The organism is Streptomyces caeruleatus, from assembly GCF_001514235.1.
Taxonomy (GTDB): Bacteria; Actinomycetota; Actinomycetes; order Streptomycetales; family Streptomycetaceae; genus Streptomyces; species Streptomyces caeruleatus.
In genome coordinates, this window is record NZ_KQ948934.1 from 137,364 (window position 1) to 159,088 (window position 21,725).

Below are 21,725 nucleotides of genomic sequence, written 5' to 3' on the forward strand. Positions count from 1 at the left end.
GTGTGCCGTCGCTCACTTGGCCGTTTCCGTCACGAGCCGCTCGACGGCGTCGACGGCCTCGCCGACGGCGGCCGGGTTCTGGCCGCCGCCCTGGGCGACGTCCGGCTTGCCGCCACCGCCGCCGCCGAGGGTCTTGGCGGCCGTACGGACCAGGTCACCGGCCTTGAGTCCACGCTCGCGGGCGGGCTCGTTGGTGGCGATGACCGTGAGCGGCTTGCCGTTGTTCACCGTGAACAGGGCGACCACGGCGGCGCGTCCGCCCTGGATGCGGCCGCGCACGTCGAGGACCAGCTTGCGCAGGTCGTCGGCCGTGGTGCCGTCCGGGACCTGGCCGGTGACGACGGCGATACCGCGTACGTCCTTGGCGGACTCGGCGAGACCGGCGGCGGCCTGGAGCACCTTCTCGGCGCGGAACTTCTCGATCTCCTTCTCGGCGTCCTTCAACTTGCCGAGCATGGCGGAGACCTTCTCCGGGAGCTCCTCCGGACGGCCCTTGATCAGCTCCTGGAGCTGGGCGACGACCGTGTGCTCACGGGCCAGGAAGTTGTAGGCGTCCACGCCGACGAGGGCCTCGATCCGGCGCACACCGGAACCGATGGACGACTCGCCGAGCAGCTTGACCAGGCCGAGCTGGGCGGTGTTGTGGACGTGCGTGCCGCCGCACAGCTCCTTGGAGAAGTCGCCGATGGTCACCACACGGACCCGCTCGCCGTACTTCTCGCCGAACTCGGCGATGGCGCCCTGCTTCTTGGCCTCGTCGATGCCCATGACCTCGGCGTGCACGTCCAGGTCGCGGGCGAGCACCTCGTTGATCTTCTGCTCGACGTCGGTCATCACGGCCGTCGGAACGGCGGACGGCGAACCGAAGTCGAAGCGGAAGCGGCCGGGCTGGTTCTCGGAACCGGCCTGGGCGGCCGTCGGGCCGAGCGCGTCGCGCAGCGCCTGGTGGGTGAGGTGGGTGGCCGAGTGGGCGCGGGCGATGGCCCGGCGGCGCAGCGAGTCGATGGAGGCGTGGGCCTTGGCACCGACCGTCACCTCACCGACCTGCACGACGCCCTTGTGGACGTAGACGCCAGGCACCGGCTTCTGGCAGTCGCGGACCTCGATGACGGCACCGGTGTCGACCTTGATCCGGCCGGTGTCACCGATCTGACCGCCGCCCTCGGCGTAGAACGGGGTGCGGTCGAGGACGATCTCGACCTCGTCGCCCTCGGTCGCGGCCGGGGAGGAGGCGCCGTCGACGAGGATGCCGACGATCGTGGACTCGCCCTCGGTGTCGCCGTAGCCGATGAACTCGGTCTCGCCGACCTTGTCGGCGATCTCCCGGTAGGCACCGGCGCCGGCGTGACCGGTCTTCTTGGCCTGGGCGTCGGCCTTGGCGCGCTCCCGCTGCTCCTTCATCAGGCGCCGGAAGCCGTCCTCGTCCACGGACAGCCCCTGCTCGGCGGCCATCTCCAGGGTGAGGTCGATCGGGAAGCCCCAGGTGTCGTGGAGCAGGAAGGCCTTGTCGCCGGCCAGCACGGTGGAGCCCGCGGCCTTGGTGTCGGAGACGGCGGTGTCGAGGATGTTGGTGCCGGCCTTCAGCGTCTTGAGGAAGGCGTTCTCCTCGGCGAGGGCGACCTTCTCGATGCGCTCGCGGTCGGTGATGAGCTCCGGGTACTGCTGGCCCATCATGCCGATGACGACGTCGATGAGGTCCTGGACGACCGGACCGGTGGCACCGAGCAGACGCATGTTGCGGATGGCGCGGCGCATGATGCGGCGCAGGACGTAACCGCGGCCCTCGTTGCCGGGCGTCACACCGTCGCCGATGAGCATCACGGACGTACGCATGTGGTCGGTGACCACGCGAAGGGACACGTCCGAGGCGTGGGCGTCGCCGTAGGCGACACCGGTCAGCTCGGTGGCCTTCTTGATGACGGCCATGGAGGTGTCGATCTCGTACATGTTCTGCACGCCCTGCAGAATCATCGCGAGTCGCTCCAGGCCGAGGCCTGTGTCGATGTTCTTGCTCGGGAGCTCGCCGAGGATCTCGAAGTTGTCCTTGCCGATGCCGGCGCCCCGCTCGTACTGCATGAAGACGAGGTTCCAGATCTCCACGTACCGCTCGTCGTTGACGGCGGGGCCGCCCTCGACGCCGAACTCGGGGCCGCGGTCGTAGTTGATCTCGGAGCAGGGTCCGCAGGGGCCGGGGACGCCCATGGACCAGTAGTTGTCCTTCATGCCGAGACGCTGGATGCGCTCCTTCGGCACGCCGACGACGTCGTGCCAGATGCGCTCGGCCTCGTCGTCGTCCTTGTAGACGGTGATCCAGAGCTTCTCCGGCTCCAGGCCGTAACCACCCTTGTCCTGGGGGCTGGTGAGCAGCTCCCAGGCGTACTTGATGGCGCCTTCCTTGAAGTAGTCGCCGAAGGAGAAGTTGCCGCACATCTGGAAGAACGTGCCGTGCCGGGTGGTCTTGCCGACCTCTTCGATGTCCGGCGTGCGCACGCACTTCTGGACGCTGGTGGCACGGTCGAAGGGCGGCTTGACCTCACCCAGGAAGTAGGGCTTGAAGGGCACCATGCCGGCCGGGACGAGGAGCAGAGTCGGGTCGTCCGCGATGAGCGACGCCGAAGGGACGACGGTGTGCCCGCGCTCCTCGAAGAAGCTCAGCCAGCGGCGGCGAATCTCGGCCGACTCCATCAGTGGTCCTCGTTTCGGTTGTACGAGTACGTCGTCCTGTCGACGTACTTCGGGTTGTTGCGGTTCTCGATGGCGGCGAACCGCCGGGGTGCGGGGAGTTCCTGGTCGACGGGGGTGTTGAGCCCGAGCGCGTCGCCCAGTTCCTCCTCACGCTGGGCCATGTTGTCGCGGACGTCGAGCGCGAAGCCCACCGCGCGGTCCTTGAGCCGGTGACCCGCCTCGATCGCCTTGTTCGTCGCGGTCGCGGCGAGGCTTTCGGGGGTCAGCTGCTTCAGCTTCCGGTTGACCTTGGTGGTGGCCCACACACCGGCGGCGACGCCCGTGGTGAACCAGAACGTACGGCGGAACATGCTGGGTCTCAGTCCCTCTTTCCGCGGAGGTTTCGCTTGTCCCGTCGCGCGGCCGGAACCGTGCGGCCCACGATCACGGTACGCCGGGCCTCTTTGGCGGGCACGTCGTCCTTGCTGCCGCCGAGGGCCCGGCGCACGCCGTAGCCGAAGGCCGCGATCTTGACGAGGGGGCCGCCGAAGGTGGAGGCGACGGTGGTCGACAGGGCGGAGGCGTTCGAGGTGACCTCCTGGACGTCGGAGGCAATCGCGTCGACCCGGTCGATCTGGGTCTGCGCGGAGCGCACCGCCGTGGAGGCCTCTGCCAGGAGCGGGACGGCCTGGTCGGTCACGTCCGCGACGAGCTTGGTGGTCGCCTTGAGCGTCTGGGCCAGCCTCGCCAGCGCGACGGCGAGGAAGGAGACCAGAATCGCCCAGAAGACGGCCACCAGGATCCCGGCAACCTCTCCACCGGACACTGTGCACCCGCTCCCTGAAGTGGTGGAACCTGTCATTGAACCTGGTTCTGAACCTCGTATCGAACCTCGTATTGAACCTGGTTCCGAGGTTGAGCCTATCGCGCCGGACCCGGCGCTCCGTACCGCATTACCGGCATGCGAAAGCCCGCCGCCCCGCCCACCCGGAAGGGCGGGGAGACGACGGGCTTCAGGCGCGGAAGTCCTACGACCGTCGAGGGATCAACGGGCGTAGTACTCGACGACGAGCTGCTCGTCGCAGATCACCGGGATCTCCTTGCGGTTCGGCTCACGGTCCAGGCGGAACGCCAGGGCCTTGAGGTTCACCTGGAGGTAGCGCGGGGTCTCACCCTCGGGGGCGAAGCCACCCTCACGGGCGATGGAGAAGAGGGTCTTCTCGCGGCTGCGCTCACGGACCATCACGACGTCGTCGGGCTTGACGCGGAAGGACGGCTTGTCGACCTTCTGGCCGTTGACCTCGATGTGGCCGTGCACGACCATCTGACGGGCCTGGTAGATGGTGCGGGCGATGCCCGAACGCAGGACCAAGGCGTCGAGACGGCGCTCGAGCTCGATGATCAGGGCCTCACCGGTCTTGCCCTGAACCTTGGAGGCACGCTCGTAGGCGCGGACGAGCTGACGCTCGGACACGTCGTACTGCGCGCGCAGACGCTGCTTCTCCAGCAGACGGACCTTGTAGTCCGAGTTCTGCTTGCGGCCACGGCCGTGCTCACCCGGCGGGTAGGGACGGGCCTCGAAGTACTTGACGGCCTTCGGGGTCAGGGCGATGCCGAGGGCACGCGACTTCTTGACCTTGGGGCGGGACTGGTTCGCCACAATCTCTCATTTCTCAGTGTTCGGCTCGTCAGGGTTGAGGGAGGTCGCATCCGCAGCCGGGGAAACCCTCCTCGCCCGCATGGACGGGGTGGGCAGCCGCTCCCCTGGTCTGGGCACATACGTGCAGCACGCGAGTGGCCCACCGACCGGTCCCGTCGTACGACGAGTGGTGGTGGGCTGCCCGCGACACCGTTCGACGGTGCGCGACGCTCCTGGAGTCGATCCGGGGACTGGGTCCTGGACCGGCTCCGGCTGACCGTCCCGTTCTGACAGCACGGGACACAGCACTTCGGGGAAGTTTACAGGGTGCTCAGGACCGCTTGCGACCGAGGTGTTTCCTGGTCCACTCCACGGCGTCCGCGTACCGCGCCTCCGATCCGTGCCGGGTCGGGGTGTAGTACTCGCGGTCCTTGAGGGCGTCCGGCGCGTACTGCTGCTCGGCGATGCCCTCGGGCAGGTCGTGGGGATACACGTACCCCTGGGCGTGGCCGAGCTTGGCGGCGCCCTTGTAGTGCCCGTCACGCAGGTGCGGCGGCACGGGACCGGCCAGTCCCTTGCGTACGTCTTCCAGGGCGGCGCCGATCGCGGTCGTCGCGGCGTTGGACTTCGGTGCGAGGGCGAGGGCGATGGTGGCGTGGCTGAGGGTGAGGGCGGCCTCGGGGAAGCCGATCATGGCGACGGCCTGGGCGGCGGCGACCGCGATCGGCAGCGCGTTGGGGTCGGCGAGGCCGATGTCCTCGCTGGCGGAGATCATCAGGCGGCGGGCGATGAAGCGGGGATCCTCGCCGGCCTCGATCATCCGGGCCAGGTAGTGCAGTGCGGCGTCGACGTCGGAGCCCCTGATGGACTTGATGAGGGCACTGGCGACGTCGTAGTGCTGGTCGCCGTCGCGGTCGTACTTCACGGCCGCGCGGTCGACGGTCTGCTCCAGCGTCTGGAGGCTGACCTCGGCCTCGCCCTGGTCAAGAGCGGCACCGGCCGCGGCCTCCAGGGCCGTCAGCGCGCGACGGGCGTCGCCGCCGGCGATCCGCAGCAGGTGTTCCTCGGTGTCCTCGGGGAGGCCCACGGCGTCCTTCAGCCCGCGCTCGTCGCCGAGCGCCCGCCGCAGCAGGCCTCTGACGTCGTCGTCGGTGAGGGGTTCGAGGGTGAGCAGGAGGGAGCGGGACAGCAGCGGGGAGATGATCGAGAAGTACGGGTTCTCGGTGGTCGCCGCGATCAGGGTCACCCAGCGGTTCTCCACGGCCGGGAGGAGGGAGTCCTGCTGGGCCTTGCTGAAGCGGTGGATCTCGTCGAGGAAGAGGACGGTCTCCTTGCCGTAGCCGCCGGTGGCGCGGCGGGCGCCCTCGATGACCGCGCGGACCTCCTTGACGCCGGCGGTGATGGCGGAGAGCTCGACGAAGCGCTTGTTGGTGGCCTTGGAGACGACGTACGCCAAGGTGGTCTTGCCGGTGCCGGGCGGGCCCCAGAGGATCACCGAGGACGGTCCGGCGGGGCCGCCGCCGGACTCTCCGACCAGCCTGCGCAGGGGCGAGCCCGGCTTCAGCAGGTGTTGCTGGCCCACGACCTCGTCCAGGGTGCGCGGGCGCATGCGCACCGCCAGGGGACTCCCCGCGGGGTCCTTCTCCTGGCGTTCTTCTGCGGCGGCGGTGAACAGGTCGGGCTCCACGTCGGCAACCCTAAATCACCGCACTGACATCGGGCTCGGAGCGGGTCAGGCGGCCCAGAGCTGGCTGCCCCAGCGGGTCAGGATCAGCATGGCGATGACGCCGCAGTGCGTGACCGGGAGCACCCAGGTGAACTCGGCGAGGAAGTTCTTCAGCGGGCGCGGGGCGGGCAGGAAGCCGTTGCGGACGTTGAAGGAGGTCACGTACCAGAACATGGTGAGCGTGGCCGCCCAGGCCAGCGAGCACCACAGGCAGAGCGCGCCGATGTTGTACAGCGACTGGTACATCAGCCAGGTGCAGAAGGCGACGCCGAAGAGGGTGCCGAAGTTGAAGGTCAGCCAGTACCAGCGCGGGAAGCGGGCGCGGGCGAGCAGGCTCATGCCGACGCAGATGACGATGCCGTAGCAGACGAGGCCGAGCATGGGGTTGGGGAAGCCGAAGACGGCCGCCTGCTTGCTCTGCATGACGCTGCCGCAGGACACGATCGGGTTGAGGCTGCACCCGGGGGTGAAGGTCGTCCCCGCGATCTTGGCTTCGAGGATCTTGAACTTGTCGATCGTGATGACCCACGCGGCGAGCAGTCCGGCCGCGCCGGTGATCACCAGCAGCAGAGCGAACGCGCGGCTGCCGCCCAGCAGTTGCGGCGGCGCTTCGGCAGGCTCCCGCTCGGGCTCGGTGGAGACGTCTTTGACTGTCGTCTTGCTCATCACGCCGATTCCGTCACTTGAGAGTTGGACCTTCTCCGGGCACGGCACATTGTGCCGTACACAGCCGCGTGTCCGCCGTTCGTAGGGCATAAGCAAAAGCCCGCGAGTGGGTAAAGGCATTCGGTTCAGGACACCGTCGGAACTGCGAAGAGCGGGGACCGGCAGGCCCCCGCTCCTCGGAATTCAGCGCTCCGGAAATCAGCCCAGTCGGGCTTCCAGCTCCGCCACGATCTCGTTGACGCCGACGGCCGCCTGCTCACCGGACTCCATGTCCTTGAGCTGGACGACGCCTTCGGCGAGGTCGCGCTCACCGGCGACGATCGTGTAACGGGCGCCACTGCGGTTGGCGTTCTTCATGGCGCCCTTGAGGCCCTTGCCGCCGAAGGAGAAGTCGGCCGCGATGCCGACCTTGCGCAGCTCGGTGACCTTCGCGAAGAGGACCCGGCGCGCCTCCTCGCCGAGCGGGACGGCGAACACGCTGGTCGTGGAGGGGAGTTCGAGCTCGACGCCCTCCGCCTCCAGCGCCAGGACCGTGCGGTCGACGCCGAGGGCCCAGCCGACGGACGGCAGCGCGGGGCCGCCGATCATCTCCGACAGGCCGTCGTAGCGGCCGCCACCGCCCACCGCGGACTGGGAGCCCAGACCGTCGTGGACGAACTCGAAGGTGGTACGCGTGTAGTAGTCCAGGCCGCGCACCAGCTTCGGATCGTCCTCGAAGGAGACGCCGGCCGCCGTGATCAGCTCGCGGACCTCCTCGTGGTACGTCTTGCAGGCGTCGCAGAGGTAGTCGCGCAGGAGCGGGGCGTCGCCCAGCTGCTTCTGGACCGACTCGCGCTTGTCGTCGAGGACGCGCAGCGGGTTGATCTCCGCGCGGCGCAGGGTGTCCTCGTCCAGGTCCAGGCCGCGCAGGAAGTCCTGGAGCGCGGCCCGGTAGACCGGGCGGCACTCCTGGTCGCCCAGGCTGTTCAGCAGGATCCGGAAGTCGCTCAGACCCAGCGAGCGGTACGCCTGGTCGGCCAGAATGATCAACTCGGCGTCCAGCGCCGGGTCCTCGGCACCGATCGCCTCGGCGCCGACCTGGGAGAAGTGCCGGTAACGGCCCTTCTGGGGACGCTCGTAGCGGTAGTACGAGCCCGAGTACCAGAGCTTGACCGGGAGGTTGCCCGCCTTGTGCAGGTTGGCCTCCAGGGCGGCGCGCAGGACCGAGGCCGTGCCCTCGGGGCGCAGGGCCAGCTGGTCGCCGCCCTTGGTCTCGAAGGCGTACATCTCCTTGGTCACGATGTCGGTGGACTCGCCGACACCGCGCGCGAACAGCTCGACGCTCTCGAAGCCGGGCGTCTCGATGTAGCCGTAGCCGGAGTTGCGCAGCGGGGCGGCGAGCGCCTCGCGGACCGCCAGGTACCTGGCGGAGTCCGGCGGGATCAGGTCGTACGTGCCCTTGGGGGCCTTGAAGGTGCTCACGGAAGGTCTCGTCACATTCCTCGTCGGGGAGCGTTCACGTCGGCTCCCGGGCCGGCGGCCACCTGCCGCAGATAGGGGTTGGTGGCGCGCTCCTGGCCGATGGTCGTCTGGGGGCCGTGGCCGGACAGCACCACGGTCGAGTCGTCGAGCGGCAGGCACACGCGGGCCAGCGAGTCGAGCATCTCGGCCATGTCGCCGCCGGGCAGGTCGGTGCGTCCGATGGAGCCGGCGAACAGCAGGTCGCCCGAGAACAGGATCGGCGGGATGTCCGCCGCCTCGGGCAGGCCGAAGGTCACCGACCCCCTGGTATGGCCCGGCGCGTGCGCGACGGAGAGCTCCATCCCCGCCAGCTCCAGCTTCGCGCCGTCCGTCAGCTCCTTGACGTCGTCCGGCTCCCCGATGGTCAGCTCGCCCATCAGATGCATCCCGATGGAACGGCCGAGCGCCTTCTCGGGGTCGCTCATCATGTACCGGTCCTCGGGGTGGATCCAGGCCGACACGTCGTGCGCGCCGCACACCGGGACGACCGAGGCCACGTGGTCGAGGTGGCCGTGGGTGAGGACGACGGCGACGGGCTTGAGCCGATGCTTCTTCAGTGCTTCCTCGACTCCGGGGGCCGCTTCGTGGCCCGGGTCGATGATCACGCACTCCTCGCCGGCGGCGGGGGCGACGAGATAACAGTTCGTCCCCCAGGCCCCGGCGGGGAACCCGGCAATGAGCACGATCGTCCTTCGTTTGTGTCGACACGAGTGGTTTGTCGGCGGGCTCCGCCTGTGGTCAGAGCCTACCGGCGCTGCCGATTTCTCAGCGAACCCATATACGGTACGGGGCACACGCAGGCAGTCGGCTCACCGGACGCACGCGTACCGGTCGACACACACGACGCATGAGGAGAGAACCCGGTGGTCAGCCAGGAACAGCGGCGGCGTCAGCTCTCCCGGGAGAAGTTCTTGCGGCAGCAGCAGCGGCGTACGTCCGCCCGGCGCAAGGCACGCATGCGCAACTCGGTGATTGCGTCGGTGCTCGGCGTCGTCGTCATCGGCAGCCTCGCGCTGTACACGACCGGAGTCCTCAAGAAGGACGACGCCAAGGAGAACGCGGGCGCGGAGGTCACGCCCAGCGCGACACCCAGCAAGGCTCCGGACCCGTGCGAGAAGCCCGCCGAGGGCAAGGTCAAGACGGCGACCTGGAAGAAGGAGCCGGAGCTGACGGTCGACAAGTCGGCCAGGTACACGATGAAGCTCGCGACGACGTGCGGTGACATAGACATCGCGCTCAAGGCGTCGGCAGCGCCGCACACCGTGAACTCGTTCGACTTCCTCGCCGGCAAGGGCTACTTCGACCATTCCAAGTGCCACCGGCTCACCACCAACGGCATCTACGTGCTGCAGTGCGGTGACCCGACGGGTACCGGAACGGGCGGTCCCGGGTACACGATTCCGGACGAGAACCTGAAGGACAAAAGCCTCAAGAACAACATCTATCCCGCGGGCACCGTGGCGATGGCGAACACCGGCCAGAAGCACTCCGGCGGCAGCCAGTTCTTCCTCGTGTACCAGGACAGTCAGCTGCCGCCCAGCTACACACCGTTCGGTACCGTTTCCGAATCCGGCATGAAGGTACTCAAGAAGATTGCCGACGCCGGCGAGAGCACCGGCCAGGGCGACGGGGCGCCCAACGCGACGGTGGTCATCGACAAGGCGACGGTCACCAAATCCTGACCGCCAACTGCGAAATTTCGGTCGCGCGGGATGCGGACAGGCAACCCGCCGGTCGCCTATGTTGGCCGTGACGAAACTGTGGACGATGCCCGGGGGAACAGAAGCCCCTCGCAGGCATCATGTGGAGGAGGCGCTGTGAGCAGCGACCCGTGGGGCCGCGTCGACGAGACGGGGACCGTGTACGTGCGTACGGCCGACGGCGAGCAGGTTGTCGGTTCTTGGCAGGCAGGCACTCCTGAAGAGGCGCTGGCCTATTTCGAGCGCAAGTACGAGGGCCTGGTTGTCGAGATCGGCCTCCTCGAGAAGCGAGTGAAGACCACCGACCTGTCGGCGAAGGACGCGCAGATCGCGATCGACCACATTCGCGAGCAGGTCGACGCGCACCACGCGGTCGGCGATCTGGACGCCCTGAAGACCCGGCTGGACAAGCTCGTCGAGACGGTCGAGAAGCGGCGCGAGGAGCGCAAGCAGCAGCGGGCGAAGCAGTCGGACGAGGCGCGGCACGCCAAGGAGGCGCTGGTCACCGAGGCCGAGGAGCTGGCGCAGTCCGACCAGTGGCGGGCCGCCGGTGAGCGGCTGCGGGCCCTGGTGGACACGTGGAAGGGTCTGCCGCGGCTCGACCGCAAGTCGGACGACGAGCTGTGGCACCGCTTCTCGCACGCCCGGTCGGCGTTCTCCAAGCGCCGCAAGGCGCACTTCGCGCAGCTGGACGCGCAGCGCGAGGAGGCCCGCAAGACCAAGGAGCGGCTGGTCGGCGAGGCCGAGGCGCTGTCCGGGTCGACCGACTGGGGTCCGACGGCGGCCCGCTACCGCGATCTGATGTCGGAGTGGAAGGCCGCGGGGCGCGCCCAGCGCGAGCACGAGGACGACCTGTGGAACCGCTTCCGCGGCGCCCAGGACATCTTCTTCGCGGCCCGCAGCTCGGTCTTCGCCGAGCGCGACGCCGAGCAGGCCGAGAACCTGAAGCTGAAGGAGGAGCTGGCCGAGGAGGCCGAGAAGCTCCTGCCGATCGGCGACCTGAAGGGCACGCGTGCCGCCTTCCGCTCGATCAACGAGCGCTGGGAGGCCATCGGCCATGTGCCGCGCGACGCGCGGCCCAAGGTGGAGGGCCGGATGCACGCCGTCGAGCGGGCCATCCAGGAGGCCGAGGACTCCGAGTGGCGCCGGACCAACCCGGAGGCACGCGCGCGTGCCGAGGGGATGACCGGCCAGTTCCAGGCCGCTGTGGACAAGCTCAAGGGCCAGATCGAGCAGGCACGCGCCCAGGGCAACAACGCGCGGGCTGACAAGCTGGAGGGTGAGCTGGAGCGGAGCCAGGAGCTGCTGGACCAGGCTCTGAAGGGCCTTCAGGAGTTCGGCGGCTGACAGGCCGTCACCCCTGCTGCGACGAGAGGGGCCCCGTACCTCGGGTACGGGGCCCCTCTCGTCGTATGCCTACGGGCTCGGCGCGTCCTACGACCAGCTGCTCCTACGACCGGCTGCGCGCGGAGGTCACGCGGTACACGTCGTACACGCCCTCCACTCCCCTGACCGCCTTCAGGACGTGCCCGAGGTGCTTCGGGTCGCCCATCTCGAAGGTGAAGCGGGAGGTGGCGACGCGGTCGCGGGAGGTCTGGACGGCCGCGGAGAGGATGTTGACGTGCTGGTCGGACAGGACCCGGGTGACGTCGGAGAGGAGCCGGGAGCGGTCCAGGGCCTCGACCTGGATGGCGACCAGGAAGACCGAGGACTGGGTGGGCGCCCACTCGACCTCGAGGATGCGCTCGGGCTCGCGGGACAGTGACTCCACGTTCACACAGTCGCTGCGGTGAACCGATACTCCGCTACCGCGCGTGACGAAGCCGATGATCGGGTCGCCGGGTACGGGCGTACAACAGCGGGCCAGCTTGACCCACACGTCCTCGACGCCCTTGACGATCACACCCGGGTCGGCGCTGGAGCGGCGCTTGCGACTGCGACCGCGGGCCGGCGGAACCGACTCGTCGATCTCCTCCGTGGCGGCTTCCTCGCCACCGAGGGCCTGGACGAGCTTCTGCACGATGTTCTGCGCGGAGACATGGCCCTCGCCGATCGCCGCGTACAGCGCGGAGATGTCGGCGTAGCGCATCTCGTGCGCGAGGGTGACGAGCGAGTCGCCGGTCAGGATGCGCTGGATCGGCAGGTTCTGCTTGCGCATCGCGCGGACGATGGCGTCCTTGCCCTGCTCGATGGCCTCGTCGCGGCGCTCCTTGGAGAACCAGGCCCGGATCTTGTTGCGGGCACGCGGCGACTTCACGAAGCCGAGCCAGTCGCGGGAGGGGCCCGCGCCGGCCGCCTTGGAGGTGAAGACCTCCACCAAGTCGCCGTTGTCCAGGGTGGATTCGAGCGGTACGAGGCGGCCGTTGACCCGCGCCCCTATGGTGCGGTGGCCGACCTCGGTGTGGACGGCGTACGCGAAGTCGACCGGGGTGGCCCCGGCCGGGAGCGCTATGACGTCGCCCTTCGGGGTGAAGACGAAGACCTCGTTGCGGGACAGGTCGAAGCGCAGGGACTCCAGGAACTCGCCCGGGTCCTCGGTCTCCTTCTGCCAGTCCAGCAACTGGCGCAGCCACGCCATGTCGTTGAGGTGGTCGTCCTTGCCCTTGCCGGCCTTGGGCACGTCGGTGCGCACCTTGGAGGCGCCGGCGACGGCCTCCTGCTTGTACTTCCAGTGCGCGGCGATGCCGTACTCGGCGCGGCGGTGCATGTCGAAGGTGCGGATCTGCAGCTCGACCGGCTTGCCGTTGGGGCCGATGACCGTCGTGTGCAGCGACTGGTACATGTTGAACTTGGGCATCGCGATGTAGTCCTTGAACCGCCCCGGAACCGGGTTCCAGCGGGCGTGGACGGTGCCCAGTGCCGCGTAGCAGTCGCGGACGGTGTCCACGAGGACGCGGATGCCCACCAGGTCGTAGATCTCCGCGAAGTCACGGCCGCGGACGATCATCTTCTGGTAGACGCTGTAGTAGTGCTTCGGGCGGCCGGTGACGGTCGCCTTGATCCGGGCGGCCCGCAGGTCCTGCTGGACCTCGTCGGTCACTATGGCCAGATACTCGTCACGCTTCGGTGCCCGCTCGGCCACCAGCCGTACGATCTCGTCGTACATCTTGGGGTAGAGGATCGCGAAGGCGAGGTCCTCCAGCTCCCACTTGATGGTGTTCATGCCGAGGCGGTGGGCGAGCGGCGCGTAGATCTCCAGCGTCTCGCGCGCCTTCTTCTCCTGCTTCTCACGCTTGAGGTAGCGCATGGTGCGCATGTTGTGCAGGCGGTCGGCGAGCTTGATGACCAGGACGCGCGGGTCCTTGGCCATGGCGACGACCATCTTGCGCACGGTCTCGGCCTGCGCGGCCTCGCCGAACTTGACCTTGTCCAGCTTGGTGACGCCGTCGACGAGCAGCGCGACCGAGTCACCGAAGTCGCGGCGGAGCTGGTCCAGGCCGTACTCGGTGTCCTCGACGGTGTCGTGCAGCAGGCCCGCCATCAGGGTGGCCGGATCCATACCCAGCTCTGCGAGGATCGTGGTCACCGCGAGGGGGTGCGTGATGTACGGGTCGCCGCTCTTGCGCTTCTGGCCGCGGTGCCAGCGCTCGGCGACCTGGTAGGCCTTCTCGATCTGGCGGAGGGTGGCGGTCTCGATCTTCGGGTCGTTGCTGCGGACTATCCGCAGCAGGGGCTCCAGGACCGGGTTGTACGGGTTGGAGCGCTGGACGCCGAGACGGGCGAGGCGGGCGCGGACGCGGTTGGAGGAGCCGGTGCGGGCGGGCTGGCCGGCGGACGGGCGGGCCGCGGGCGTGTTGACGGGCCGCTCCGGTGGGGCAGGCTTGGGCCGGGCCTGCTCGGCCGGCTTGTCGACGGGCGCGGACTGGGCATGCTCGACCGTCCCGCGCGAGTCGTTCTTCGCGTGCGGCGCGTTCGGTGCGGGCTTCGCCGCGGGCGCCGAGGCGGACTCGGGCTTGGCGGCGGTCAGGTGCTGGGCCTCGTCTGGCAAGAGGACTCCTCGTGCGCGATCCGGGTCCCCCGGTCAGGCTCCGGAGAACCCATGGTAGCGATCCTGCGCCCGAGGATCGCCTTCAGGCCGATGTGAGGGCCGTCTACCCGAGTAACGCGAGGGGCTGCCGTCGGCATTCCGGAGCGCCTGGAGCGGCGGGGCCTGGGGTCCATTGGCGGCTGCTGGCGCCGTTGTGGCTGGTCGCGCAGTTCCCCTCGCCCCTTACGGAGCTCCCCGTGCCCCCTTTGGAGTCTGCGCGCCCCCTTGAGTGGCGCGAAACGGCCGCCCCGGTTTCCCGGGGCGGCCGTAATCATCGTGCGCTCAGATCACCAGCAGCGCTTCCAGAGGGGCTCCTGCCAGAGATGGTTCCAGGCGGGCTCGGCCGCCCAGGAAGCCCAGTTCCATCAGGACCGCCAGGCCCGCCACGTCGGCGCCCGCGCGGCGGATCAGCTGGATCGAGGCCTCCGCGGTGCCGCCCGTCGCGAGGACGTCGTCGATGACCAGGACGCGGTCGCCCGCGGCCAGGTCCTCGGCATGCACCTCGATCTCCGCCGAGCCGTACTCCAGGTCGTACGCCTGGCTGAGGGTCGCTCCGGGGAGCTTGCCCGCCTTGCGTACGGGGATGAAGCCGAGGCCCGCTCGGACGGCGACCGGGGCGCCGAGGATGAAGCCGCGGGCCTCCAGGCCGACGATCTTCGTGGCGCCGGTGTTCGCGGCGATCTCGGCCAGTGCGTCGGTGAGCGCCGTGAACGCCGCCGGGTCGGCCAGGAGCGGGGTGATGTCCTTGAACATCACGCCCGGCTCCGGGTAGTCCGCCACATCGCGGATCCGGCTGAGCAGGAGTTCCTTGATGTCGGTCATCGGCGCTTCCCGGACGGGCGGCCGCGGCCCCGGTTACGGGACGCGGGCTGGTTGCGGGGGCCGACGACCGCGGGGGTGGCGTCATCCGGCTCGTCGTCGAAGGGCTCGTCGGCGGCCGGGGCGTCCGGCGCCTCGCCCTGGGTCGAGGCCTGAGCCCGCTTGGCGAGCACGCGCTTCTTCAGGGCCTTCATCTGCGGCTCGCGCTCCTTGAGGTCGGCGACGAGCGGCGTGGCGATGAAGATCGAGGAGTACGCACCGGCGGCGAGACCGACGAACAGCGACAGCGAGATGTCGTTGAGCATGCCGGCGCCGAGGAAGCCGCCACCGATGAAGAGCAGGCCCGCCACCGGCAGCAGTGCGACCACCGTGGTGTTGATGGAGCGGACCAGGGTGCTGTTGATCGACCTGTTGGCGATGTCGCTGTAGGTCCAGCGGGTCTGCTTGGTGATGTCCTTCGTCTGCTCCTTGAGGCTGTCGAAGACGACCACCGTGTCGTAGAGCGAGTAACCGAGGATCGTGAGCAGACCGATCACCGTGCCCGGTGTGACCTCGAAGCCCACGAGGGCGTAGATGCCGACCGTGATGGTGATGTCGTGGATCAGGGCGACGAACGCGGCGAGCGCCATGCGCCACTCGAACGCGATGGCCAGATAGATCACCACGAGGACCAGGAAGATCCCGAGGCCCTGCCAGGCCTTGTTGGCGATCTGCTCACCCCAGCTGGGGCCGACGAGCTCGCCGGTGACGTCCTTCTCCGCGACGCCGAGGTCCTTGGCCAGCTGCGCCGAGACCTTGTCGGCCTGCTTGGTGTCGATGCCGGCGACCTGGATGCGCAGGGTCGCCTTGTCGCCACTGCCGAGCTTCTGGACGATCGCGTCGTGGCCGGAGGCCTTCTCCGCGTACTCCTGCGCCTGGGAGACCGAGACGCTGGTCTTCGGGGTGTTGAAGACCGCGCCGCCCTGGAACTCGATGCCCATGTTCAGGCCGCGCACCGCCAGGCCGACGATGGCCGTGATGGTGATCAGGATCGAGAGGCCGTACCAGATCTTGCGGTTGCCGACGAAGTCGTAGCCGACCTCGCCACGGTGCAGTCGGGCGCCGAGGTTGCCGAGCTTCGACATCTCACGCCTCCTTCGTCTCGACGGGGGCGGAGGGACGTCGGGTGCGGCGCAGCGGCGGCTGGGCACCGAGTCGCTTGGGATCGAGGCCGGACCAGCTGTGTCCGCTGCCGAAGAACTTGCTGCGGGCCAGGAGCGTCAGCAGCGGCTTGGTGAACAGGAACACGACGACCACGTCGAGCAGGGTGGTCAGGCCGAGCGTGAACGCGAAGCCCTGGACCTTGCCGACGGTGACGATGAAGAGCACCGCGGCGGCGAGGAAGGACACGAAGTCCGAGACCAGGATGGTGCGCCGGGCGCGCGGCCAGGCCCGCTCGACGGCGGGGCGCAGCGAGCGGCCCTCGCGGATCTCGTCACGGACGCGTTCGAAGTACACGATGAATGAGTCCGCTGTGATGCCGATGGCGACGATGGCGCCGCAGACGGCCGGCAGGTTCAGCGCGAAGCCGATGGTCGGGCCGAGCAGCGACATGATCGTGTAGGTCAGGGCGGCGGAGACCAGCAGCGACAGGATGGCGATGATCGACAGACCGCGGTAGTAGACCAGCAGGTAGATCACGACCAGGGCGAGGCCGATCGCACCGGCGATCAGACCGGCCTTCAGCTGCTCACCGCCGAGCGCGGCGGTCACCGTGGTGACGCTGTCCTCCTGGAAGGTCAGCGGCAGGGCGCCGTAGGACAGCATGTTGGCGAGGCTCTCGGCCGACTGCTGCGTGAAGTTGCCGGAGATCTCGGCGTTGCCGCCGGTCAGGGCCTCGCTGACGGACGGGTCGGAGACGACCTCGCCGTCCAGGACGATGGCGAACTGGTTCTGCGGCGGCTGGTTCTTGGCGAGCTTGCCGGTGATGTTGGCGAACTTCTTGCCGCCCGAGCCCGTGAACTTCATGGTCACGGTCCAGCCGGCGGCGTTCTGCGCGTTCCACACGGCCTGGGCCTCGTCGACGTCCGTGCCGTCGACCTCGGCGGGGCCGAGGATGTACTTCTGCCACTGGCCCGAGGAGTTCTGGCCGCAGGCGACGGTGGGGTCGGTCGGCTTGGCGCCGTCACCGGCCTTGGCGCGGACGGCTTCCTTGGTGCAGTCCAGCTTGGCGTACTGCGCTTCGAGGGCGCTGGTCGCCTGGTCGCCGGAGGCGCTGCTGCTCGCGGACGGGGAGGCGCTGGAGGAGGCGCTCGTCGACGGCGTCGGGTCGGCCTTCAGGGCGTCGGTGACCGCGCGGCCCTGGGTGGTGGAGCTCGGCGACGGGCTGGTGGAGCCGGAGGGGGACGCGGAGGAGGTCGCCTTGTCGGTGGAGTCGCCCGACGCGCTGCTGGAGGCGCTCGGCGTGGGCGTGGCGGCCGCGTCGGCGCCGGAGATCTCGGTGGTCAGGACCGGGCGGAAGTAGAGCTTCGCGGTGGTGCCGACCTGGTCCCGGGCTTCCTTGGAGTTCGTGCCCTTGGGGATGTTGACGATGATGTTCTCGTCGCCCTGGGTCTGTACCTCGGACTCCGAGACACCCAGACCATTGACACGGCGCTCCATGATCTCGACCGCGGTGTCCATGTTGGTCTTGTTGATCGCGGATTCCTGGCCGGGCTCGGCCACCGCGCGAAGCGTGATGCTCGTACCGCCGGCCAGGTCGATGCCGAGTCGCGGCTTGGTGTGCCCCGAGGCGAACATCCCTCCGGTGAGCGCCGCGATGGCGATCAGGATGAGGGCCAGCGAGCGCCCTGGCTTGCTCTGGGCACCCGCGCTGCGGCCCTTCTTAGGTGCTGCCACCTTCTCGTACTCCCTCTCGGGCCGCCTCGCTCCGGGTCAACGGGCGGGCGGCCATGACATGGTGTCGGGATCCCGTGCGAGCTCAGCATGCCCGGGGGCGCGCAGGCGTGTCCCGCCCGCGCGCCCCGGAGCATGGCTACTTCGCGTCGGAGTCGCCGTCGGTCTTCTTCGGCTCGTCGTCCGTCTTCGCCTCGGCGGACACGGCGTCGGCGGACTCCTCGGCCTTGTCCTCGTCCTTCTTACCGAGGTCGACGGGCTTCTCGTCGGAGTCGGCGGCAGCGGCGGGCTCGTCGGTCTCGGTGAGGGAGGAGGCGTCGTCCGGGACGACGTCGGACTTCAGGTCGTGCTCGATGCCGTGCACGATGCGGTTGTACTCGTCGTCGGAGAGGACGGCACCGATCGCGTTCTTGGCGAAGAGGAGCTCCACGCCCGGGCCGGCGTCAACGAGGACGGTGTCGTCGCTGACCTCCTTGACCGTGGCGTACATGCCCCCGATGGTGCGGACACCGGATCCGGGCTGCATCTGGTTCCGCATGTCGGCGGCCTGCTGCTGCTTCTTCTTGGCCGACCGGGTCATCAGGAACATGGCCCCGATGAGCACGATGAACGGGAGGAGGGTCACGAGACTCACGGGTCGGAACTTCCTTCACACGACCGCGATGGTGAGCGGCCTGATGGTTGGGGGTATGTGTGCCGCCGACATAGGCGGCATCGGCGGAGTCTAAGCGAGTCTCCGCGCAGGGAACAACGCTCAGCATGGCACCGGGGTTCCTGCTCCGGCCAGTGTGCTCGCCGTGACCGGGCCGTCACGTCCCGAACAGGTTCTGTTGTCCGTTTCCCGCAGCTTGCGAGCGTGGCGGGGTCAGGCCCAGGTGTGCCCAGGCGGCGGGCGTGGCGACCCGGCCGCGCGGCGTACGGGCGAGCAGGCCCTCCCGTACGAGGAAGGGTTCGGCGACCTCCTCCACGGTCTCACGCTCCTCCCCCACCGCGACCGCGAGCGTGGACAGTCCGACCGGGCCGCCGCCGAACAGCTTCAGCAGCGCCTCCAGGACGCCGCGGTCCAGGCGGTCGAGTCCGCGGGCGTCGACCTCGTAGACGGCGAGGGCGGCCGCGGCGATGTCCCTGGTGATGAGCCCGTCCGCCTTGACCTGGGCGTAGTCCCGGACCCGGCGCAGCAGGCGGTTGGCGATACGGGGCGTGCCGCGGGAGCGGCCGGCGATCTCGGCGGCGCCGTCGGCCTCGATCTCGACGTCGAGCAGACTGGCCGAGCGGTGGATGACGCGCTCCAGCTCGGCGGGCTCGTAGAACTCCATGTGCGCGGTGAAGCCGAAGCGGTCGCGCAGCGGGGGCGGCAGCAGGCCCGCGCGCGTGGTGGCGCCGACCAGGGTGAACGGGGGCAGTTCGAGCGGGATGGCGGTGGCGCCCGGGCCCTTGCCGACGATCACGTCGACGCGGAAGTCCTCCATCGCCATGTACAGCATCTCCTCGGCGGGCCGGGACATGCGGTGGATCTCGTCGAGGAAGAGGACCTCGCCCTCCTGGAGGGAGGAGAGGATCGCTGCGAGGTCGCCCGCGTGCTGGATGGCGGGGCCGGAGGTGATGCGGATGGGGGCGCCCATCTCGGCGGCGATGATCATCGACAGGGTGGTTTTGCCGAGGCCGGGGGCGCCGGAGAGCAGCACATGGTCGGCGGTGGCGCCGCGCGCGCGTGCGGCGCGCAGGACGAGGTCGAGCTGTTCGCGGACCTTCTCCTGGCCGATGAACTCGTCCAGGTCCTTGGGGCGCAGCGCGGCCTCGACGGCCTGGTCCTCACGGTCGGCGACAGAGCCCACCAGCCGCTCGGGGGCGGGGGTGTCGGTCGTGTCGTCCCAGTTCATGGAGTGTGCCTCGGGGTCGCGGTGGGTGTCGTACGGGCTGGGCGGACGGGGTGTGTCGTACGCCCATGGCGTCGGGTCTGTCGGTCAGCGTGCTCTGTTGAGAGTCTGAAGGGCCGCCCTCAGCAGCTGTCCGACCTGGGGCGTGCCCTCCGTCGCCTCGGCCTGCGGGGCCACGGCGGCGACCGCCTCGTCGGCCTCGCGGGTCGCGTACCCGAGGCCGATCAGGGCGGCGTGCAGCTGGTCGCGCCAGCCCTGGGTGACCGGTGCGCCGACGGCGGGCGCGCCGATGGGCTCGCCGAGGCGGTCCTTCAGCTCCAGGAGCAGCTTCTGGGCGCCCTTCTTGCCGATACCGGGGACGGCGGTGAGCGACTTCTCGTCGGCGGTCGCGACGGCTCGGCGCAGTGCGTCGGGCGAGTGCACGGCCAGCATCGCCTGAGCCAGGCGCGGGCCGACGCCGCTCGCGGTCTGGAGCAGCTCGAACGTCTGGCGTTCGTCGTCGTCCGCGAAGCCGTACAGCGTGAGGGAGTCCTCGCGGACCACCAGCGAGGTGTGCAGCTTGGCGGGCTGGCCCAGGCGCAGGGTGGACAGCGTGTTCGGGGTGCACTGGACGGCCATGCCGACCCCGCCCACCTCGACGACCGCGGCGTCCGGAGCGAGTGCGGCCACTGTGCCGCTGACGAAGGCGATCATGCCGTACGGCCTTTCGGTGCTTTGGCGGTGTGCAGGGCGACGGCCTGCTGGAGTCGGTTCTGCGCGGGGGCGCGCCAGATGTGGCAGATGGCGAGCGCGAGGGCGTCGGCGGCGTCGGCCGGTTTGGGCGGGGCGCTGAGCCGCAGCAGGCGGGTGACCATGGCGCCGACCTGGGCCTTGTCGGCGCGGCCGCTGCCGGTGACGGCGGCCTTGACCTCGCTGGGCGTGTGCAGGGCGACGGGGATGCCGCGGCGGGCGGCACAGAGCATGGTGACGGCGCTGGCCTGGGCGGTGCCCATCACCGTACGGACGTTGTGCTGGCTGAACACCCGCTCCACGGCGACGAATTCGGGCCGGTACTCGTCCAGCCACTGCTCGATGCCCTGCTCGACGGCGACGAGGCGCTGCCCCAACTCGGCGTCCGCGGGCGTCCGTACGACACCGACACCGAGCATGGTGAGCTGGCGCCCGGCGACGCCTTCCACCACGCCGACACCGCATCGGGTCAGCCCCGGGTCGACCCCCAGTACGCGCACCCCGCGCCCCTCCCCTCTTTGCGGCTGAACCACCGCCGCTCTCGCGGACCTGGCTGAGCACCGTCGGGGTTCCTCAATTGATGGTTGCGGCCCGTGGACGGCGATCTTTGACTCCCGCCAGGCTATCCGCTGCCACTGACAAGAGCGGCGGGCCGGTGGGATGTGTCCCACCGGCCCGCCGAAACCGCTCAGCTCGCGGCAGCGCTACGCGTCGACCTTCTCCATGATCTCGTCGCTGACGTCGAAGTTGGCGAAGACGTTCTGCACGTCGTCGCTGTCCTCGAGCGCGTCGATCAGCTTGAAGATCTTCTTGGCGCCCTCCTCGTCGAGCTCGACCTGGACGGACGGCACGAAGCTGGAGTCGGCGGAGTCGTAGTCGATGCCGGCTTCCTGGAGGGCGGTGCGGACCGCGACCAGGTCGGTGGCCTCGCTGATGACCTCGAAGGACTCACCGAGGTCGTTGACCTCCTCGGCGCCGGCGTCCAGGACGGCGCCGAGGACGTCGTCCTCGGACAGCTCGCCCTTGGGAACGATGACGACGCCCTTGCGGCTGAACATGTACGACACCGAGCCCGGGTCGGCCATGTTGCCGCCGTTGCGGGTCATGGCGACGCGGACGTCGGAGGCGGCGCGGTTGCGGTTGTCGGTGAGGCACTCGATGAGCACGGCGACGCCGTTCGGGCCGTAGCCCTCGTACATGATCGTCTCGTAGTCGGCGCCACCGGCCTCGAGGCCACCGCCGCGCTTGACCGCGGAGTCGATGTTCTTGTTCGGGACCGACTGCTTCTTGGCCTTCTGGATGGCGTCGTAGAGCGTCGGATTGCCGTCGATGTCCACGCCGCCCATGCGGGCCGCGACCTCGATGTTCTTGATCAGCTTCGCGAAGAGCTTGCCGCGCTTGGCGTCGATCACGGCCTTCTTGTGCTTCGTCGTAGCCCATTTAGAGTGGCCGGACATCTGCCTGTCTCCTTCGCGTAACCCATCCAAACAACGAACGCCAGAGA

The 21,725-nt window shown here is 69.3% G+C and carries 19 protein-coding genes; 2 read left to right on the forward strand and 17 right to left on the reverse strand.

Going from position 1 to position 21,725, the window contains the following annotated elements:
• Positions 1 to 12: 12 nt before the first annotated feature.
• From alaS to AQJ67_RS30610, 8 genes are all read right to left on the reverse strand, one after another.
• Positions 13 to 2,685, reverse strand: a complete 2,673-nt coding sequence (gene alaS / locus AQJ67_RS30575) for an alanine--tRNA ligase (RefSeq protein ID WP_062722577.1) — start codon at positions 2,683 to 2,685, stop codon at positions 13 to 15.
• Entirely contained in the window at positions 2,685 to 3,035 is a 351-nt protein-coding gene (locus tag AQJ67_RS30580; protein ID WP_062722578.1) for a hypothetical protein, read from the reverse strand. The genes alaS and AQJ67_RS30580 overlap by 1 nt, the downstream gene beginning before the upstream one ends.
• Before the next feature lie 8 nt (positions 3,036 to 3,043).
• Entirely contained in the window at positions 3,044 to 3,490 is a 447-nt protein-coding gene (locus AQJ67_RS30585; RefSeq protein WP_062722579.1) for a DUF948 domain-containing protein, read from the reverse strand.
• A 219-nt stretch (positions 3,491 to 3,709) separates the two neighbouring features.
• On the reverse strand, positions 3,710 to 4,324 hold the full coding sequence (rpsD, locus tag AQJ67_RS30590; protein ID WP_062674288.1) for a 30S ribosomal protein S4: 615 nt from the start codon (positions 4,322 to 4,324) through the stop codon (positions 3,710 to 3,712).
• Between the two features lie 310 nt (positions 4,325 to 4,634).
• A complete protein-coding gene (locus AQJ67_RS30595) occupies positions 4,635 to 5,990 on the reverse strand; it encodes a replication-associated recombination protein A (protein ID WP_062722580.1) in 1,356 nt (451 codons plus the stop codon).
• A gap of 45 nt (positions 5,991 to 6,035) precedes the next feature.
• Positions 6,036 to 6,695 (reverse strand): vitamin K epoxide reductase family protein, encoded by a 660-nt coding sequence (locus AQJ67_RS30600; protein ID WP_062722581.1) that lies wholly within the window; start codon positions 6,693 to 6,695, stop codon positions 6,036 to 6,038.
• A gap of 198 nt (positions 6,696 to 6,893) precedes the next feature.
• Positions 6,894 to 8,156 carry a histidine--tRNA ligase gene (hisS, locus tag AQJ67_RS30605; RefSeq protein WP_062722582.1) on the reverse strand — a complete coding sequence of 421 codons (1,263 nt, stop codon included), beginning with the start codon at positions 8,154 to 8,156 and terminating at the stop codon, positions 6,894 to 6,896.
• Between the two features lie 11 nt (positions 8,157 to 8,167).
• On the reverse strand, positions 8,168 to 8,878 hold the full coding sequence (locus AQJ67_RS30610) for an MBL fold metallo-hydrolase (RefSeq protein ID WP_062722583.1): 711 nt from the start codon (positions 8,876 to 8,878) through the stop codon (positions 8,168 to 8,170).
• A gap of 180 nt (positions 8,879 to 9,058) precedes the next feature.
• Between AQJ67_RS30610 and AQJ67_RS30615 the strand changes: the two genes are divergently transcribed.
• Together AQJ67_RS30615 and AQJ67_RS30620 are read left to right on the forward strand one after the other, a co-directional pair.
• Positions 9,059 to 9,877 carry a peptidylprolyl isomerase gene (locus AQJ67_RS30615; protein ID WP_062722584.1) on the forward strand — a complete coding sequence of 273 codons (819 nt, stop codon included), beginning with the start codon at positions 9,059 to 9,061 and terminating at the stop codon, positions 9,875 to 9,877.
• Between the two features lie 135 nt (positions 9,878 to 10,012).
• Positions 10,013 to 11,242: a DUF349 domain-containing protein gene (locus AQJ67_RS30620; protein ID WP_062722585.1), complete on the forward strand. Its 1,230-nt coding sequence runs from the start codon at positions 10,013 to 10,015 to the stop codon at positions 11,240 to 11,242.
• A 103-nt stretch (positions 11,243 to 11,345) separates the two neighbouring features.
• Here AQJ67_RS30620 and relA read toward each other — a convergent pair whose 3' ends face one another.
• The 9 genes from relA to AQJ67_RS30665 form a co-directional block, all read right to left on the reverse strand.
• On the reverse strand, positions 11,346 to 13,883 hold the full coding sequence (gene relA, locus AQJ67_RS30625) for a GTP pyrophosphokinase (RefSeq protein ID WP_062722586.1): 2,538 nt from the start codon (positions 13,881 to 13,883) through the stop codon (positions 11,346 to 11,348).
• Positions 13,884 to 14,204: 321 nt separating this feature from the next.
• Positions 14,205 to 14,744, reverse strand: coding sequence for an adenine phosphoribosyltransferase (locus tag AQJ67_RS30630; RefSeq protein ID WP_062722587.1), 540 nt, complete (start codon positions 14,742 to 14,744; stop codon positions 14,205 to 14,207).
• Entirely contained in the window at positions 14,741 to 15,865 is a 1,125-nt protein-coding gene (gene secF / locus AQJ67_RS30635; RefSeq protein WP_062722588.1) for a protein translocase subunit SecF, read from the reverse strand. The genes AQJ67_RS30630 and secF overlap by 4 nt, the downstream gene beginning before the upstream one ends.
• A 1-nt stretch (position 15,866) precedes the next feature.
• On the reverse strand, positions 15,867 to 17,618 hold the full coding sequence (secD, locus tag AQJ67_RS30640; protein ID WP_062722589.1) for a protein translocase subunit SecD: 1,752 nt from the start codon (positions 17,616 to 17,618) through the stop codon (positions 15,867 to 15,869).
• 136 nt (positions 17,619 to 17,754) lie between these two features.
• Positions 17,755 to 18,249: a preprotein translocase subunit YajC gene (yajC, locus tag AQJ67_RS30645; protein WP_062722590.1), complete on the reverse strand. Its 495-nt coding sequence runs from the start codon at positions 18,247 to 18,249 to the stop codon at positions 17,755 to 17,757.
• Between the two features lie 175 nt (positions 18,250 to 18,424).
• Positions 18,425 to 19,495, reverse strand: coding sequence for a Holliday junction branch migration DNA helicase RuvB (gene ruvB / locus AQJ67_RS30650; RefSeq protein WP_062722591.1), 1,071 nt, complete (start codon positions 19,493 to 19,495; stop codon positions 18,425 to 18,427).
• An 84-nt stretch (positions 19,496 to 19,579) separates the two neighbouring features.
• The gene (gene ruvA, locus AQJ67_RS30655; protein ID WP_062722592.1) at positions 19,580 to 20,185 is read right to left on the reverse strand and encodes a Holliday junction branch migration protein RuvA; all 606 of its coding nucleotides are present in this window, start codon (positions 20,183 to 20,185) and stop codon (positions 19,580 to 19,582) included.
• Positions 20,182 to 20,721: a crossover junction endodeoxyribonuclease RuvC gene (gene ruvC / locus AQJ67_RS30660; protein ID WP_062722593.1), complete on the reverse strand. Its 540-nt coding sequence runs from the start codon at positions 20,719 to 20,721 to the stop codon at positions 20,182 to 20,184. The genes ruvA and ruvC overlap by 4 nt, the downstream gene beginning before the upstream one ends.
• 204 nt (positions 20,722 to 20,925) lie before the next feature.
• A complete protein-coding gene (locus AQJ67_RS30665; RefSeq protein ID WP_062722594.1) occupies positions 20,926 to 21,678 on the reverse strand; it encodes a YebC/PmpR family DNA-binding transcriptional regulator in 753 nt (250 codons plus the stop codon).
• Positions 21,679 to 21,725 lie beyond the last annotated feature (47 nt).

Coding starts and splice junctions, on each gene's coding strand:
- alaS (WP_062722577.1), bottom strand. CDS start 2,685: ATGGAGTCGGCCGAGATTCGCCGCCGCTGGCTGAGCTTCTTCGAGGAG.
- secF (WP_062722588.1), bottom strand. CDS start 15,865: ATGTCGAAGCTCGGCAACCTCGGCGCCCGACTGCACCGTGGCGAGGTC.
- AQJ67_RS30665 (WP_062722594.1), bottom strand. CDS start 21,678: ATGTCCGGCCACTCTAAATGGGCTACGACGAAGCACAAGAAGGCCGTG.
- AQJ67_RS30600 (WP_062722581.1), bottom strand. CDS start 6,695: ATGAGCAAGACGACAGTCAAAGACGTCTCCACCGAGCCCGAGCGGGAG.
- ruvB (WP_062722591.1), bottom strand. CDS start 19,495: ATGAACTGGGACGACACGACCGACACCCCCGCCCCCGAGCGGCTGGTG.
- ruvA (WP_062722592.1), bottom strand. CDS start 20,185: ATGATCGCCTTCGTCAGCGGCACAGTGGCCGCACTCGCTCCGGACGCC.
- AQJ67_RS30580 (WP_062722578.1), bottom strand. CDS start 3,035: ATGTTCCGCCGTACGTTCTGGTTCACCACGGGCGTCGCCGCCGGTGTG.
- AQJ67_RS30630 (WP_062722587.1), bottom strand. CDS start 14,744: ATGACCGACATCAAGGAACTCCTGCTCAGCCGGATCCGCGATGTGGCG.